Here is a 14,021-nt window from a genome sequence, read left to right on the forward strand (position 1 = left end):
AGCCCACGCGTTGGTCAATGCGTCGCCGTCAGCGTCAGCGCATCCAGATCCAGGGTACCTTCGAAGACGGTCGTGGCCGGGCCGGTCATCAAGACCGGCTCACCCACGCCTGCCCAGGCGATGGTCAGATCGCCGCCATGCGTGGCCACCTTGACGGGCGAATCCAGCAGACACCGCCGGATGCCGGCCACCACGGCAGCGCAAGCTCCCGTCCCACAGGCAAGCGTCTCGCCAGCACCGCGTTCATACACGCGCAGCCGGATCGCGTGGCGATCGACGACCTGCATGAAGCCGGCATTCACACGCCGCGGGAACACCGTATGTGACTCGATCAGCGGGCCGTCTTCCAGCACGGGGAAAGCCTCGGTGTCGTCCACCACCTGCACGGCGTGCGGATTGCCCATCGACACGGTGGAGACCCATGCCGTACGGCCGTTGATCTGCAGCGCGTGCTGCGTGTCGTCGCCTTCGACGCGGGTGGGCAGGCCGTCGGGCAGGAACGGCAGGCGCGCGGCCTCGAACACGGGCGCGCCCATGTCGACTGTGACTTGGCCGTCGTCCTGCATCGTGAGCGTGGCAATGCCATTCATGACTTCCACGCGCACGGTGCGCTTGGTCGTCAGACCGCGGTCGGTGACGAACTTGACGAAGCAGCGCGCGCCGTTGCCGCAGTGCTCCACCTCGCTGCCGTCATGGTTGAAGATGCGGTAGCGGAAATCGACGTCGGGGCGCGTCGAGCGTTCGACCAGCAGCAGTTGATCCGCGCCCACGCCGAAGTGGCGATCGGCAATGGCACGCCATTGCTCGGGCGTGAAATCGATCGGGGTCTGGATGCCGTCGAGCACGACAAAGTCGTTGCCCGCGCCATGCATCTTGGTGAAGTGCAGTTTCACGGTGGCAGGCCGCGCGTTGGCGGCGAGAGAAGCTCGGAAAGCACTCATTGTAGAGCGAGCGGTGCCGGCCCGCCCCACCCGTCAATAGAGACCGGGCAAGCCTTCCGGGCGATGCTTGAAGCGCTTGTGCACCCAGTAATACTCGCTGATGCGCGGACGGATCGCGTCTTCAAAGAAGGCGTTCATGCGGCGCGTGTCGGCGGTAAGGTCGCCGGTGGGGTAGTTCTCCCACGCCGGCAGGATGCGCAGCGCGTAGCCCTCGTAATTGGGCAGGATCTCGGTGTACATCGGGATGACCTTGGCGCCCGTCATCGACGCCATGCGCGGAATGGCATTGAGCGTCAGCGCCGGCACACCGAAGAACGGCACGAACTCCGAGTCGCGCTCGCCGAAATCCATGTCGGAAATCAGCTGCAGCGCCTCGCCGCGCTTGATGGTGCGCATGATCTGGCGGATGTTTTCATTGCGCGACACCATGGTCGCGCCAAAGCGGCTGCGCAGCGCCTTGATCGCATCGTCCAGCACCGGATTGGCCATGCGCGTGTACAGCGAACAGCCAGCGTTGCCGACGTGCTTGCGCAGGTAGTCCGTCAGCGCCAGCGCGCCGATTTCCACGCCCGACAGGTGCAGCGTGACGAGGATGTGCGGCTTGCCATGCAATGCCGGCAGATTGGCCTGATCGTCGATCCTGACCACGCGGTTCAGGCGCTTCTCCGAAGCAAACCACGCGAACGAGCGCTCGGCAAAGCTGCGGAACACCTTGCGGAATACCTCATGCGCAATGGCCTCGCGCTCGGCGTCGGACTTCTCGGGGAAGCACGCCTTGAGGTTGGCCAGCACCACGCGGCGGCGGCTGTTCGGAATGCGGTACAGCAGCCCGCCCAGTCCCTCGCCGAAGCGCGCGACGAAGCCGTAGGGGAAAAAGGACAGCAGCCGCAGAAAGCCGAGTCCGAGGTAGGCAGAAAATCGTTCCATAAAGTCCAGCGTCAGGCTCCAGCGGGCGGGGCAACCGCGCCCTCGGGATGCTTGTAACGGTTGTAGCCCCACAGATATTGCGTGGGGGCCAGGGCAATCAATTGTTCGATGTCGGCGTTGATCCGGCCGGCGGCGGCGGCCACGTCCCCGGGCAACGTTTCAATCACGCGCATGTGGGCACGATAGCCGCGACCGCGCGGCAGGCGCTCGCCAAACATCAGCACGATCGGTGCGCCGGTCAGGCGATGCAGCCGGTGCACCAGCGTCATCGTATAGGCGGGCTTGCCGAAGAACGGCGCCCACACGCCCTCGCCGGCGGTGGGCGTCTGGTCGGGCAGGATACCGACGGCCTCGCCGCGCTTGAGCGCGCGCACCACCATCCGCACACCGCGCGGATCGGCCGGCGCCATGTGCATGTTCGGCCGCGTGCGCATGGCCTCGATCCAGTTGCGCAGCCGCGCCTGATGCGGCGGCTTGAACATCGCCGTGATCGGGCGGCGCTGGGCATAGGCCTGCGGCAGCACCTCGAAGCAGCCCAGGTGCGGGGTCAGGAAAATGATGCCGCGGCCGTTCTCGAGCAGGCGTTCGTACGTCGGCCAGCAGTCGTCCAGCAGGCCGGGGGCGATCTTCAAGGCATTCTTGCGCACCCAGAAGTACGGCATCTCGAAGACCATGCGGCCGGCGGAACGGGCTGCCTCGTCGAGCATGGCGGGGGTGACGTCCGGATAGGCGTGGCGGAAGTTGGCGATGAGCCGGTCGTGATAGCGGCCCGGCACCTTCGCGGCCAGCGCCCCCAACCAGCCGCCCAGCGCCTGCAGCCACGCAAGGGGCCAGCGTGAAAACAGCCAGAACAGGAAGGTCATGCGTGCTTGCGCAGCCGTATGTGTTGGTCGCGGTCGACAGGGGAACAGGGTCTTGACAGGCCGTGCTGCACCCCCGAAAAGTGCCGCGTATAATAGCGCGATTCGCCGAGTTAACTGACAACTTGCGGGGCGAATCCTTGTCCGGCCACAAACCTGGGCAAGGTTGCTAAATACCGCTAAAGCGTCGCCGGCCGTGGCACAAACGGATTGGCAACGTGATAGCCAATCTGGAGCTAACAGCCGTGTCAAACGACTTCCTCTTCACCTCGGAGTCGGTCTCCGAGGGCCATCCCGACAAGGTCGCCGACCAGATTTCCGACGCCATCCTCGACGCCATCCTGACCGAGGACAAATACGCGCGCGTCGCGGCAGAAACGCTGTGCAACACCGGCCTGGTGGTGCTCGCCGGTGAAATCACCACGACGGCCAACGTCGACTACATCCACGTTGCGCGCGAAACCATCAAGCGCATCGGCTACGACAATACCGAATACGGCATCGACTACAAGGGCTGTGCCGTTCTCGTCGCTTACGACAAGCAATCGCCGGACATCGCCCAGGGCGTCGACCGCGCGTCGGACGACTACCTGAATCAGGGCGCCGGCGACCAGGGCCTGATGTTCGGCTACGCGTGCGATGAAACGCCCGAGCTGATGCCCTTCCCGATCTACTACGCGCACCGCCTGGTCGAGCGCCAGTCGCAACTGCGCCGCGACGGCCGTCTGCCCTGGCTGCGCCCGGACGCCAAGTCGCAGGTGACGGTGCGTTATGTGGACGGCAAGCCGCACAGCGTCGATACCGTGGTGCTGTCCACCCAGCACGCGCCGGAGATGTCGCAAGAGGCCATCCGCGAAGCCGTGATCGAAGAGATCATCAAGCCGGTTCTCCCGTCGCACATGCTGGCTGACACCAAGTACCTGGTGAACCCGACCGGCCGCTTCGTCATCGGCGGCCCGCAAGGCGACTGCGGCCTGACCGGCCGCAAGATCATCGTCGACACGTACGGTGGCGCGGCCCCGCACGGCGGCGGCGCGTTCTCGGGCAAGGACCCGTCGAAGGTCGACCGCTCGGCGGCCTATGCCGCGCGCTACGTGGCCAAGAACGTGGTGGCCGCCGGCCTGGCGCGCCAGTGCCAGGTGCAGGTGAGCTACGCGATTGGCGTGGCACGCCCGATCAACATCACGGTGTACACGGAAGGCACGGGCGTGATCCCGGACGAGCAGATCGCCAAGCTCGTGCAGGAGCATTTCGACCTGCGCCCGAAGGGCATCGTGCAGATGCTGGACCTGCTGCGCCCGATCTACGAAAAGACCGCCGCGTACGGCCACTTCGGCCGCGAAGAGCCGGAGTTCAGCTGGGAAGCCACCGACAAGGCCCTGCTGCTGCGCGAAGCGGCAGGCCTGGCCGGCGAGCCAACCAAGGCGTTCGCCTGAACCTGCGCTGCCGCACGGAAGAAACCGCCCCTCGGGGCGGTTTTTTTATGCCATCGAGCCATTGCGATCAGGCACGCGCGCCAGTGCCCCGGTACCGTATCGCCACCCGGGAGCCCAGCTTGACCCACGCCACCGCCACAGATCGCTACCTCGCCCGCATGCGCGCCGTGCTCGCGCACATCGACGCGCATCTCGACAGGGCGCTCGATGTGGCGTGGCGGGCCGAGGTAGCCGCGTTTTCGAAGTCCCACTTTCATCGGCAGTTCGCGCTGCTGTTCGGCATGAACGCCGGGCGCCATGTGCAGCTGTTGCGTTTGAAAGGCGCGGCGTGCCAACGTCCGGGTACACCACGGCACCCAACCCGTTGGCCAGCCTTTGCGCCCCCGATTGGAGCTGAGATGGCCGACATGGGGGCGCCACGCGGTTATGTCACAGCGTGATAGAATCCGCGCCACATTTTTTTGACTTTGGTGAAGCCTGGTCCGGGCAATCGCCGTCCGTCGACCATGTCCGCCTCACCGCTCCAACGCTCCGCCCTGCGCCGCTGGCTCCACAGCTTCGTCCCCGCTCCCGTCACGGTCCGCTGGCGCGAGCGTGTCCGCTCGGCTGTCGGCGCGCTCGTCGGCATCCTCTTTACGGGCACGATCATGAAGATGGTGCCGGGCGCGTCGACGCTGATTCCGCTGCTGGTGGCACCCATGGGCGCGTCCGCCGTGCTGCTGTTTGCCGTGCCAGCCAGTCCACTGGCGCAGCCGTGGTCGATCATCGGCGGCAACCTGGTGGCGGCCACGGTGGGCGTGACCTTCGCGCTATTGGTGGACGACCCCGTCATCGCCTCCGCGCTGGCGATTTCCGCCGCCATCGCAGGCATGTTTGCGCTGCGCTGCGTGCACCCGCCCTCGGGCGCGGTGGCCCTCACCGCCGTGATCGGCGGCCCCGCCGTGCATGCACTCGGGTATCGCTTCGTCTGCGAGCCGATCCTGATCCAGTCGGCGCTGCTGCTGGTGGGCGCGCTGGTCTACCACGCCGCCACGGGCCATCGCTACCCGCACGCCCAGCGGCTGCCTGCTGCCGAGCGGACGCCCGCCACCGCGGGCTTCACCCGCGCCGACATCGTCGCCGCGCTGCGCCGCCAGAGCGAGCTGCTCGACATCGACCCCGAAGACATCGAGGCCGTGCTGCGCGAGATGCAGCTCCAGGCCTACACGCGCACGTTCCAGGCGCTCACCTGCGCCGACATCATGTCGCAGCCGGTGGTTGCCGCCACACCCGGCACGTCGATACCGCGTGCGCTGCAACTGCTGCGCCAGCACAGCATCAAGGCGTTGCCCGTGATCGACGGAGGACAACGCGTGATCGGCATCGTCACGCGTGCCGACCTGCTGGGCCTGAGCCCGCGTGACCTGCGGCAGACGCTGCGTCACTGGTTCAGCATCGGCACCCTCACGCCGCCGCGCGTGGCCGACCACATGAAGACGCACGTGCAGACCATTCCGGCCAGCGCGCCCATGTCGGAGCTGGTGCCGCTGTTTGCCAGCGCGGGACACCACCACATCCCCGTGATCGATACCGCCAGCCGGCTGGTCGGCATCATCACCGAGTCGGATCTGGTGGGCGGGCTGTATCGCCAGGCCAACATCGAGCCACGGGTGGCCTGAGCCGCGCGCGCCATCAAGCCGCGTCGATCGGCAAGGCGCGGAATACGTCAAGCTGCTCCGCAGCCGCCGCATACGCCACCAGCCGCGGATAGTCCGCCGCCGGCACGCGGTCGGGCACCATCAACTGGATGAAGCCCCACGCCACGGCCACCGTCACGCCAGCCTGCGTCAGTTCGCTTGCCGTCACCGGCAGCGGGGTCGCTTTCCATTCGGCCTCCAGCGCCTCCACTGCGGCCAGCAGCTGGCTGTGCACGCGCTCCACCCACGGGGCGTGCACCTTCTCGGTCGGGCGCAGCTTGTGTTCGTAGACGATCTGCACCGCCTTCTCGCAGGCGGCCAATGCCAGGCCGATCACACGCAGCGCATGCTGGCGCGCGGCAATCGGGGCCGGCATCAGGCTGCGCCCGGCCAGCGCCTCGGCGTAATCGATGATGAGCGTCGAATCGATCAGCACCGTGCCGTCGTCGCAGACCAGCGTGGGCGCCTTCACCACGGGGTTGATGGCGCGGAACTGCTCGAAATGCCGGAAGACCGAGACCGACGCGTGCTCGAACGGCAGCCCGAGCAGCTTGAGCGAAATGGCCGTGCGACGCACGTAGGGGGAATCAAGCATGCCGATCAGCTTCATGGAATCTCCTGCGGGTTGAGCTGGTGGGTGGGAAGACAGACGCCACATGATAAGCAGCCCGGGTGGCACGGTTAAGCGGTTTCCATCCAAAATCGGGGGCTTGCGCCGATGAATCATCGGCCACATTGCAACAGCTAACGGAAGCCCGATGACACTGGACAACAAGGATTGGCTCATCCTCGAAGCCCTGCAGACCGATGCCAGACAGAGTCTGGCTGCGCTGGGCAAGCGCATCGGCCTGTCGCAGCCGGCGATGAGCGAACGCGTGCGCAAGCTGGAAGACGCCGGCGTCATCGAAGGCTACGGCGCGCGCGTCAACCTGCGCAGCGTCGGCGTCGGGCTGCAGGCCTACATCCACATCGAGACGACCCACGCGCATATCCGCCCATACCTGAAGCTGTTTGAAAACATGCCCGAGGTGCTGGAAGCCAGCCGCGTGACGGGTCAGCACTGCTTTATCGTGCGCTGCGCGCTTGCCGAGCCGGCCGACCTCGAACGCGTGGTGGACAGTCTTGCCGTACACGGTGCGGTGACGACCTCGCTGGTGCTCTCCGCGCCTGTGGCCAAGGCGGTGACGATTGGCGCGGCCAAGGCGCAACGCCATCGCAAACCCGCCCGCTAGCGCCGCACGCCCACCGCGCGGTTGCCTTGCCCTGGGCACGTTTCATGCGGTGACGCGCACGGCACCAACACCGTCGCGCTGTCACAAACGTGGCCAGCCGTCCGTCTGGGGAATACATTCCCCAGGCAACCCACGCGCACGGCCCCACGTCATGACCACACCGCCCCGTACCCACACCGCTGGCACCACAGGCATCACCCGCGCCACCGGCATGCAGGACACCGCGTTCACCGCCGCGCGCCCGCGCCTGTTTGCGATCGCCTACCGCATGCTCGGCTCCCGCGCAGATGCCGAAGACGTGCTGCAAGACGCATGGATGCGCTGGCACCAGACCGACCCGTCGACACTGCAATCGGCCGAAGCGTGGCTGGTGACGGTGGTCACGCGCCTGTCGATCGACCGCCTGCGCGCGGCCAAGACCGAGCGCGAAGCCTATGTCGGCTGGTGGCTGCCCGAACCCCTGGTCGAGCCCGAAGCGGATACGCCCACACCCGAGAAGGCCGTGGAGCTGGCGGGCGACCTGTCGATGGCGCTGCTGTGGGTGCTGGAACGCCTGTCGCCCGAAGAGCGCGCCGCGTTTCTCATGCGGCAGGTGTTCGACCAGGACTACGCCGAGATTGCCGCGCTGCTCGGCAAGACCGAGGCCGCGTGCCGGCAGATGGTGCATCGCGCGTCCGACCGCGTGCAGCAGGAGCGCCCACGCTTCGATGTCTCGCACGATGCGCACCGCGACCTGCTCGCACGCTTTGCCGAGGCCTCGCGCACGGGCCAGCGCGACGCCATCCGCGCGCTCCTGGCCGACGACGCGCAGCTCGTGGGCGACGGCGGCGGCAAGGTGCCCTCCTTCACGCGCATCATCCAGAACGCCGAGCAGATCACCAAGATCTACTGCGAGCTCGTGCAGCACATGGGCGATGAGGTGCGCTACGTGCCTGCCCAAGTCAATGGCGAGCCGGGCCTGCTGCGCTATGTGGACGGCCAGCTGGAATCTGCGCAGTCGTTCGTGATCGAGAACGGACGCATCGTCGCCATCTACGTGGTGCGCAACCCGGACAAGCTGGCGCACATCCACATCGGCGCATAAGCGCGGCAGAAAACATTCTGCCGGGCTGTCACAACGTGGCTGCGCCGCGCGTCTTGAGGATAGGGAGCCGCGCACTGCACGGCGGCTCCGGCATGCCACCCACCTCAAGGAGCCCCTCATGTCGCACGCGCCCCGCATTGCCTATTACCAACTCGCGCCCAAGGCCTTCAACGGCCTGCTGAACCTGTCGAACGCGCTGCGCAAGGATCTGCTCGGCGCCCGCCTGGTCGACCTCGTGCTGCTGCGCGTCTCGCAGATCAACGGCTGCGCGTTCTGCATCGACATGCACTGGCGCGACCTCATCAAGCTGGGCGAAGACCCGCGTCACCTGAACGCCGTGGCCGGCTGGCGCGAAGCGCCGTTCTTTACCGAGCGCGAGCGTGCCGCGCTGCGTTGGGCCGAGCTGGTCAGCGACACGCCGCACAGCGACGCGAGCGACGCGGAATTCGCCAGGCTGCGCGAGCACTTCAGCGACGAGGAGATCGCTGAACTGAGCTTCGTCATCGTCGTCATCAACAGCTGGAACCTGCTGAACGTCAGCCTGCGCAACCCGGTGCCGATCAAGGTGCCGGCCGCCGAGGCCGCATAAGACATATCCGGCACATCCAGCACATCGGGTACATCCGGCGCGCGGCAACCGCGTCGCCAACCGCTGCAGACTGCACCATGCAAGGCGCTCCTGGAGCGCCTTTCTTCGCCATGTCGCGGCGTGGCATGAAGCGGCGCGCGCTGCATGTCTGCATCCGACAAGCCGATGGCACTGTCGGTCAATTGGCCTATGTCGCCGTGTGGGTATGGGTTTCTATCCTTTGGGAAAACGCGAGCCGAAGCTCGCCAATCCAGAACGAGGGGAAGCCATGGCCGAGCTGTCTATCGCCACCGCGCAACGCACCAGCGGCGCTCAGTTGCAACCGGCACCGGCCCCCACCCCTCATGCGCTTTCCGCGCATCGGCGTGCGGTTGGCCTGCATGGCGCCGCACTCGTGATGGCCGCCTCGCTTTCGCTGGGGCTCACGGCCTGCGGCGGCGGCGACGATGCCGGCACGGGCGCGACACCGCCCACCTCCAACACCACGCCGGCCCCGACACCGTCTCCTTCACCGACACCGACGCCAACGCCCGCTCCGTCGCCCGCACCGGCTCCCGCGCCTGCCCCCGCACCCACGTACACGATTGGCGGCACGGTGAGCGGACTGAGCACGGGCACCTCCGTCACGCTGCTGAACAACGGCGGCGATGCCGTCACCGTCAATGCGGATGGCAGCTTCCAGTTTGCGACGGCGCTGGCGCAAGGTGCCGCCTATGCGGCCACCGTAGGCACGCGGCCCGCCGGGGAGAACTGCACTGTCACCAACGGCAGCGGCACGGTCGGCACCGCCAACGTGACCAACATTGCCGTCACCTGTGCGCCGCGTCCGCTGTTTGCGTATGCCGTCAATTCCAACGACGGTACCGTCTCGGCCTTCACGCTGGACCTGACCACCGGCATGCCCACGGCCATCGGCGCGACGCCGGTGCAGGTCGGGCAAGGGCCACTGTCGCTCACCGCAGACCCGGCGGGCAAGTATGTGTACGTGGCCAATGCAGCGGACAGCACCATCACCACGCTGGCCATCAACGCCGACACCGGCTTGCTGAGCGTGGTCGGCGCGCCCACCGCTACCGGCATCCAGCCCTACAGCATTGCGCGCACGCCCAGCGGCACGTTTGCGTACACGGCCAACTTTGGCGACAACACGCTATCGGCTTTCTCGGTGGATACGGGCACCGGTGCGCTCACGGCGCTCGCGCCCATCACAGCGGGCAACAACCCGTACACCGTCGTCGTCAATAGCACGGGCACCGTCGCCTACGTGGTCAACGCCGACACCGCCAACACCAACGGCACCGTCATGGCGTTTGCCATCAACGGCACCACGGGCGGCCTCACGCAGGTGGGCAGCACGATCACCGCCGGCAGCGTGCCGCAATTCATCGCCCTCACGCCCAATGGCAGCTTTGCCTACGTCGCCAACTCCGGAGACAACACGCTGGGCGTGTACAGCATCGGCACCAATGGCGCGCTCACGGCATCGGGCACGCCCGTGTCAACCGGCACCGGCAGCAACCCCTACTCCATCGCGATCTCGCCGTCGGGCACCTTCCTGTACGAAGCCAACGTGCTCGCCAACAACGTGAACGTGTTCGCCATCAACCCGGCCAACGGTGCGCTCACGCTGGTGCAGACGGTCACCACGGGCGCCGACCCCGTCACGATCCTGATCAACCCCGCCGGCACGTTCGCCTACGTGGTGAACGCCGTGGACAACACCGTCACCGCGTACAGCATGGACGCCACCACCGGCAAGCTGACCGCCGTGCCCAGCGGATCGGCCGCCACCGGCAACATCCCGCGCGGCATGGCGATCGTGGCCGTGCCGTAACGCCGGGAGGCAGGGCCGATTGCCCGGACGCATAAAAAAGCCCCTCGCCATGGCGAGGGGCTTTTTTATGCAGGCCGACAGCGCAGGCAACGCCCACGCCGTCAGCGCATGTCACACATCAATGGCGGACGTCGACTTCACCTTGCGGCGCAGCTCGTATTTCTGGATCTTGCCCGTGGACGTCTTGGGCAGCGGCCCGAAGAACACCGCCTTGGGCACCTTGAAGCCCGCGAGCAGCGTCTTGCAGTGGGCGATGAGGTCTTCTGCGGTGGCGGTGGCGCCGTCCTTGAGTTCAACGAAGGCGCAGGGCGTTTCGCCCCACTTCGCATCCGGCTGGGCGACCACGGCGGCGGCCAGCACGGCGGGGTGCCGATACAGCGCGTCTTCCACCTCCACGCTGGAGATGTTCTCGCCGCCGGAGATGATGATGTCCTTGCTGCGGTCCTTGATCTTGATGTAGCCGTCGGGCATGCAGACGCCCAGATCGCCGGTGTGGAACCAGCCGCCGGCAAACGCCTCGCGCGTGGCCTTCTCGTTCTTGAGGTAGCCCTTCATGCAGATGTTGCCGCGGAACATGATTTCGCCAATGGTTTCGCCATCGGCCGGCACGGGCTGCATGGTCTCGGGGTCGAGCACCGCCACCTGCGATTGCAGGTGATACCGCACGCCCTGGCGCGCCTTCATGGTGGCGCGGTCGTGCTCGGGCAGCGTGCGCCATGCGTCCTGCTCGGCACAGACGGCGGCGGGGCCGTACACCTCGGTCAGGCCGTAGACGTGCGTCAGCTCAAAGCCCATGGCTTCCATCTGCGCCAGCACGGCGGCGGGCGGCGGCGCACCGGCCACCATGCCGCGCACCGGCCCGCGCAGGCCCTCGCGCCACGATGGCGGCGCGTTCACCAGCGCGGTGTGCACGATGGGCGCGGCGCAGTAGTGCGTCACGCCCTCGTCGCGCATGAGGTCGAACACCAGCTTCGGCTCGAACTTGCGCAGGCAGACATTCACGCCTGCGCGCGCCGCGATCGTCCACGGGAAGCACCAGCCGTTGCAGTGGAACATCGGCAGCGTCCAGAGATAGACCGGATGCTTGGGCAGATCCCACTCCAGGATGTTGGACACCGCATTGATGGTCGCGCCGCGATGGTGGTAGACCACGCCCTTCGGGTCGCCCGTGGTGCCCGAGGTGTAGTTGAGCGCAATCGCATCCCACTCGTCAGCCGGCATCTGCCAGGCGTAGTGCGGGTCGCCCGAGGCCAGGAAGGATTCGTAATCGGTGTCGCCAAACGGCTCGGCCTGCGGGCCCAGGGCGTCGTGCACGGCAATCACCTTCAGGCCGGGAATCTCCAGCGCCATCTGGCGGGCCACGTCGGCAAACTCGGTGTCGGCCAGCAGCACGCGGGCCTCGCCATGGCGCAGCATGAAGACCAGGTTGGCGGCGTCCAGGCGGATGTTCAGCGCGTTGAGCACGCCGCCCGCCATCGGCACCCCGAAATGGGCCTCCACCATGGCCGGCGTATTGGGCAGCAGCGCCGCCACCGTGTCGCCCCGGCCCACGCCGGCCAGCGACAGCGCGCTCGCCAGCCGGCGCGCGCGGGTGTAGGTGTCGCGCCAGTTCTGGCGCACCGGGCCATGCACGATGGCCAGGCGGTCGCCGTAGACCTCCGCCGCACGGACCAGGAACTCAATGGGGCTGAGCGGAACGAAGTTGGCCGCGTTGCGGGCCAGGCCGCTTTCAAAATCGGTGGGCATTGCTGTGTCTCCGTGCGTCGGGCGCTGTCGCTTTTTATTACGCAAAGCTATCATCGGGCAGCTCCCGCACTCTGTCACCTGGATGACAAACCGCCCGCCAACCCGCGCCACACCAAGGCTGACGGGTTTCTTACAATGCGGCGGCAGAGCCCCACGCGCCCGTTCCACCATTTGATTGTGTGCCCGCCCTTGCCATGACCACACCCAGCGCCCTGACGCCCGCCACGCAGTTGCCAGGCCACGCGTGGTTTACCGCGCTGGCGCCCGAACACCAGGCGCTGGCCGCCCGCGAAACCCTGCTGCAGGCGTTTGAGCCCGGCGCGTTCATCGCCCGGCGCGGCGAGCCCTCGCGCTACTGGATCGGCGTCGACAGCGGGCTCATCAAGCTGGCGGTGTACACGTCGGATGGGCGCGGCTGCACGTTCTCGGGCGTGCCCGCCGGCGGCTGGTGCGGCGAAGGCAGCGTCATCAAGCGCGAAGACCGCCGCTATGACGTGATTGCCGTGCGCGCCTCGCACGTGCTGCTGGTGCCCGAGCCGGTGTTCAACACGCTGCTGGCGCAAAGCCTGCCGTTTGCCAGCTTTGTGGTGCGCCAGCTGAACGAACGCATGGGCCAGTTCATTGCCACCGTGCAGAACGACCGCCTGCTGAGCGCCGATGCGCGCGTGGCGCAAGCGATTGCGCAGTTGTTTCACCCCGCCCTGTATCCACGCACGAGCGCTGTGCTGGAGCTGTCACAGGAAGAGATCGGGCTGCTGACGGGGCTGTCGCGCCAGCGCGTGAACCGCGCACTGCAGCGGCTGGCCGAAGGCGGCATGATCACGCAGTCGTACCAGACCATTCGCGTGACCGACCTGGAGCGGCTGCGGCTGTTCGGGTTGTCCGAGCTGTAAGCGGCGCGGGCGGGGCCTGCCGCACACTGTCACCCGAGCGACATTGCCCTTGTTGCGGGTAGACATAGAATCCTGCGACAGTAGCGCGCCTTGTCGCTTGTCTGCCTGCTTGCCCGTCGCGTTTCCACCTCATGCCACTCACCAGCCGCGCCCACGTCCGACTCTTGCGCCTGCGCTTTCCGTTTGCGGTGAGCGTGCAGGCCGAGCAGGGCACCGCCTGCCTGCGCGATGCCAACGGCCGCCGCGAGGTGCGCCCGGGAGACCCGTTTGTGGTGCCCGCCTTCGCGCATTTCGGGTGCGAGATCCCGGGTACCGTGTGGCAGCCGTGCGCCATCACCTTCAAGGCCGTGCCCGACGCGGGCTGCCCGCGCATGGCCGCCATCCAGCATGACAAACCCTGGGCCCGCGCACTGGCCACGCTGGTGTTTGAACACCCGGCGCAGGCGTGGAACGCAGCGCTGCTGAGCGAGTGCTGGCAAGCCTGCCCGCGTCAGGTGCGCGCGCGCCTGTTTGCCGAAGGTGAAGCGCTGCATGCGCTGGTGCGCGAACAGCGCGCCGCCTGGGCGCTGTACCGGCTGGCCGCGCTGGACGCCGACGATGCGGCCCAAACGGAAGCGATGCAGGCGCTCGCCCGGCGGGCCGGCCTGCGAACCGTGCGCACATTGAATGAAACCTGCGCCAGCCTGTTCGGCGTCGAACTCAACGCCTTGGCAGCGACAAACGCAGAAGCCTTGCGGGCGACAGGGCATGCCAGCCCGGCGGCCTGGGCCAGTTGGCACTCACCGTCTGCCTTGGCGGTGTAG

The 14,021-nt window shown here is 67.2% G+C and carries 14 protein-coding genes; 9 read left to right on the forward strand and 5 right to left on the reverse strand.

All coding sequences use genetic code 11. From position 1 onward, the window contains the following. Positions 1 to 14: 14 nt before the first annotated feature. The 3 genes from dapF to R2N03_RS12000 form a co-directional block, all read right to left on the reverse strand. Complete coding sequence (gene dapF / locus R2N03_RS11990) at positions 15 to 893, reverse strand: diaminopimelate epimerase (protein WP_316657850.1); 879 nt, start codon at positions 891 to 893, stop codon at positions 15 to 17. Between the two features lie 81 nt (positions 894 to 974). Next, complete coding sequence (locus R2N03_RS11995; protein WP_316657852.1) at positions 975 to 1,868, reverse strand: lipid A biosynthesis lauroyl acyltransferase; 894 nt, start codon at positions 1,866 to 1,868, stop codon at positions 975 to 977. A gap of 11 nt (positions 1,869 to 1,879) precedes the next feature. Further along, positions 1,880 to 2,731, reverse strand: a complete 852-nt coding sequence (locus tag R2N03_RS12000) for a lysophospholipid acyltransferase family protein (RefSeq protein WP_316657854.1) — start codon at positions 2,729 to 2,731, stop codon at positions 1,880 to 1,882. Positions 2,732 to 2,973: 242 nt separating this feature from the next. On the opposite strand from R2N03_RS12000, the gene metK reads away from it, so the two are divergent. The 3 genes from metK to R2N03_RS12015 all read left to right on the forward strand — a co-directional run bounded on the left by metK (position 2,974) and on the right by R2N03_RS12015 (position 5,822). Continuing rightward, positions 2,974 to 4,164 carry a methionine adenosyltransferase gene (metK, locus tag R2N03_RS12005; protein ID WP_316657855.1) on the forward strand — a complete coding sequence of 397 codons (1,191 nt, stop codon included), beginning with the start codon at positions 2,974 to 2,976 and terminating at the stop codon, positions 4,162 to 4,164. 119 nt (positions 4,165 to 4,283) lie between these two features. After that, positions 4,284 to 4,604: a hypothetical protein gene (locus R2N03_RS21025; RefSeq protein WP_428984401.1), complete on the forward strand. Its 321-nt coding sequence runs from the start codon at positions 4,284 to 4,286 to the stop codon at positions 4,602 to 4,604. A gap of 66 nt (positions 4,605 to 4,670) precedes the next feature. Beyond that, positions 4,671 to 5,822: an HPP family protein gene (locus tag R2N03_RS12015; protein WP_316657856.1), complete on the forward strand. Its 1,152-nt coding sequence runs from the start codon at positions 4,671 to 4,673 to the stop codon at positions 5,820 to 5,822. 13 nt (positions 5,823 to 5,835) lie between these two features. Here the strand turns inward: R2N03_RS12015 and R2N03_RS12020 are convergent, their stop codons facing one another. Next, positions 5,836 to 6,450 (reverse strand): glutathione S-transferase, encoded by a 615-nt coding sequence (locus tag R2N03_RS12020; protein ID WP_316657857.1) that lies wholly within the window; start codon positions 6,448 to 6,450, stop codon positions 5,836 to 5,838. Positions 6,451 to 6,598: 148 nt separating this feature from the next. On the opposite strand from R2N03_RS12020, the gene R2N03_RS12025 reads away from it, so the two are divergent. From R2N03_RS12025 to R2N03_RS12040, 4 genes are all read left to right on the forward strand, one after another. Next, positions 6,599 to 7,072 (forward strand): Lrp/AsnC family transcriptional regulator, encoded by a 474-nt coding sequence (locus tag R2N03_RS12025; RefSeq protein ID WP_316657858.1) that lies wholly within the window; start codon positions 6,599 to 6,601, stop codon positions 7,070 to 7,072. 211 nt (positions 7,073 to 7,283) lie between these two features. Next, positions 7,284 to 8,156, forward strand: a complete 873-nt coding sequence (locus R2N03_RS12030) for an RNA polymerase sigma-70 factor (protein WP_316658187.1) — start codon at positions 7,284 to 7,286, stop codon at positions 8,154 to 8,156. Positions 8,157 to 8,274: 118 nt separating this feature from the next. After that, positions 8,275 to 8,745: a carboxymuconolactone decarboxylase family protein gene (locus tag R2N03_RS12035; protein WP_316657859.1), complete on the forward strand. Its 471-nt coding sequence runs from the start codon at positions 8,275 to 8,277 to the stop codon at positions 8,743 to 8,745. 268 nt (positions 8,746 to 9,013) lie between these two features. After that, positions 9,014 to 10,579 (forward strand): lactonase family protein, encoded by a 1,566-nt coding sequence (locus R2N03_RS12040; protein ID WP_316657861.1) that lies wholly within the window; start codon positions 9,014 to 9,016, stop codon positions 10,577 to 10,579. Positions 10,580 to 10,690: 111 nt separating this feature from the next. Here the strand turns inward: R2N03_RS12040 and R2N03_RS12045 are convergent, their stop codons facing one another. Continuing rightward, on the reverse strand, positions 10,691 to 12,325 hold the full coding sequence (locus tag R2N03_RS12045) for an acyl-CoA synthetase (protein ID WP_316657862.1): 1,635 nt from the start codon (positions 12,323 to 12,325) through the stop codon (positions 10,691 to 10,693). Positions 12,326 to 12,519: 194 nt separating this feature from the next. Here R2N03_RS12045 and R2N03_RS12050 point away from each other — a divergent pair, with 194 nt between their 5' ends. Together R2N03_RS12050 and R2N03_RS12055 are read left to right on the forward strand one after the other, a co-directional pair. Further along, positions 12,520 to 13,218: a Crp/Fnr family transcriptional regulator gene (locus R2N03_RS12050; RefSeq protein ID WP_316657863.1), complete on the forward strand. Its 699-nt coding sequence runs from the start codon at positions 12,520 to 12,522 to the stop codon at positions 13,216 to 13,218. 131 nt (positions 13,219 to 13,349) lie between these two features. Beyond that, positions 13,350 to 14,021, forward strand: coding sequence for an AraC family transcriptional regulator (locus tag R2N03_RS12055; RefSeq protein WP_316657864.1), 672 nt, complete (start codon positions 13,350 to 13,352; stop codon positions 14,019 to 14,021).

Source organism: Ralstonia condita (genome assembly GCF_958405655.1).
Classification (GTDB): domain Bacteria; phylum Pseudomonadota; class Gammaproteobacteria; order Burkholderiales; family Burkholderiaceae; genus Ralstonia; species Ralstonia condita.

Coding starts and splice junctions, on each gene's coding strand:
- R2N03_RS11995 (WP_316657852.1), bottom strand. CDS start 1,868: ATGGAACGATTTTCTGCCTACCTCGGACTCGGCTTTCTGCGGCTGCTG.
- R2N03_RS12000 (WP_316657854.1), bottom strand. CDS start 2,731: ATGACCTTCCTGTTCTGGCTGTTTTCACGCTGGCCCCTTGCGTGGCTG.
- R2N03_RS12015 (WP_316657856.1), top strand. CDS start 4,671: ATGTCCGCCTCACCGCTCCAACGCTCCGCCCTGCGCCGCTGGCTCCAC.
- R2N03_RS12020 (WP_316657857.1), bottom strand. CDS start 6,450: ATGAAGCTGATCGGCATGCTTGATTCCCCCTACGTGCGTCGCACGGCC.
- R2N03_RS12025 (WP_316657858.1), top strand. CDS start 6,599: ATGACACTGGACAACAAGGATTGGCTCATCCTCGAAGCCCTGCAGACC.
- R2N03_RS12030 (WP_316658187.1), top strand. CDS start 7,284: ATGCAGGACACCGCGTTCACCGCCGCGCGCCCGCGCCTGTTTGCGATC.
- R2N03_RS12035 (WP_316657859.1), top strand. CDS start 8,275: ATGTCGCACGCGCCCCGCATTGCCTATTACCAACTCGCGCCCAAGGCC.
- R2N03_RS12040 (WP_316657861.1), top strand. CDS start 9,014: ATGGCCGAGCTGTCTATCGCCACCGCGCAACGCACCAGCGGCGCTCAG.
- R2N03_RS12045 (WP_316657862.1), bottom strand. CDS start 12,325: ATGCCCACCGATTTTGAAAGCGGCCTGGCCCGCAACGCGGCCAACTTC.
- R2N03_RS12050 (WP_316657863.1), top strand. CDS start 12,520: ATGACCACACCCAGCGCCCTGACGCCCGCCACGCAGTTGCCAGGCCAC.
- R2N03_RS12055 (WP_316657864.1), top strand. CDS start 13,350: ATGCCACTCACCAGCCGCGCCCACGTCCGACTCTTGCGCCTGCGCTTT.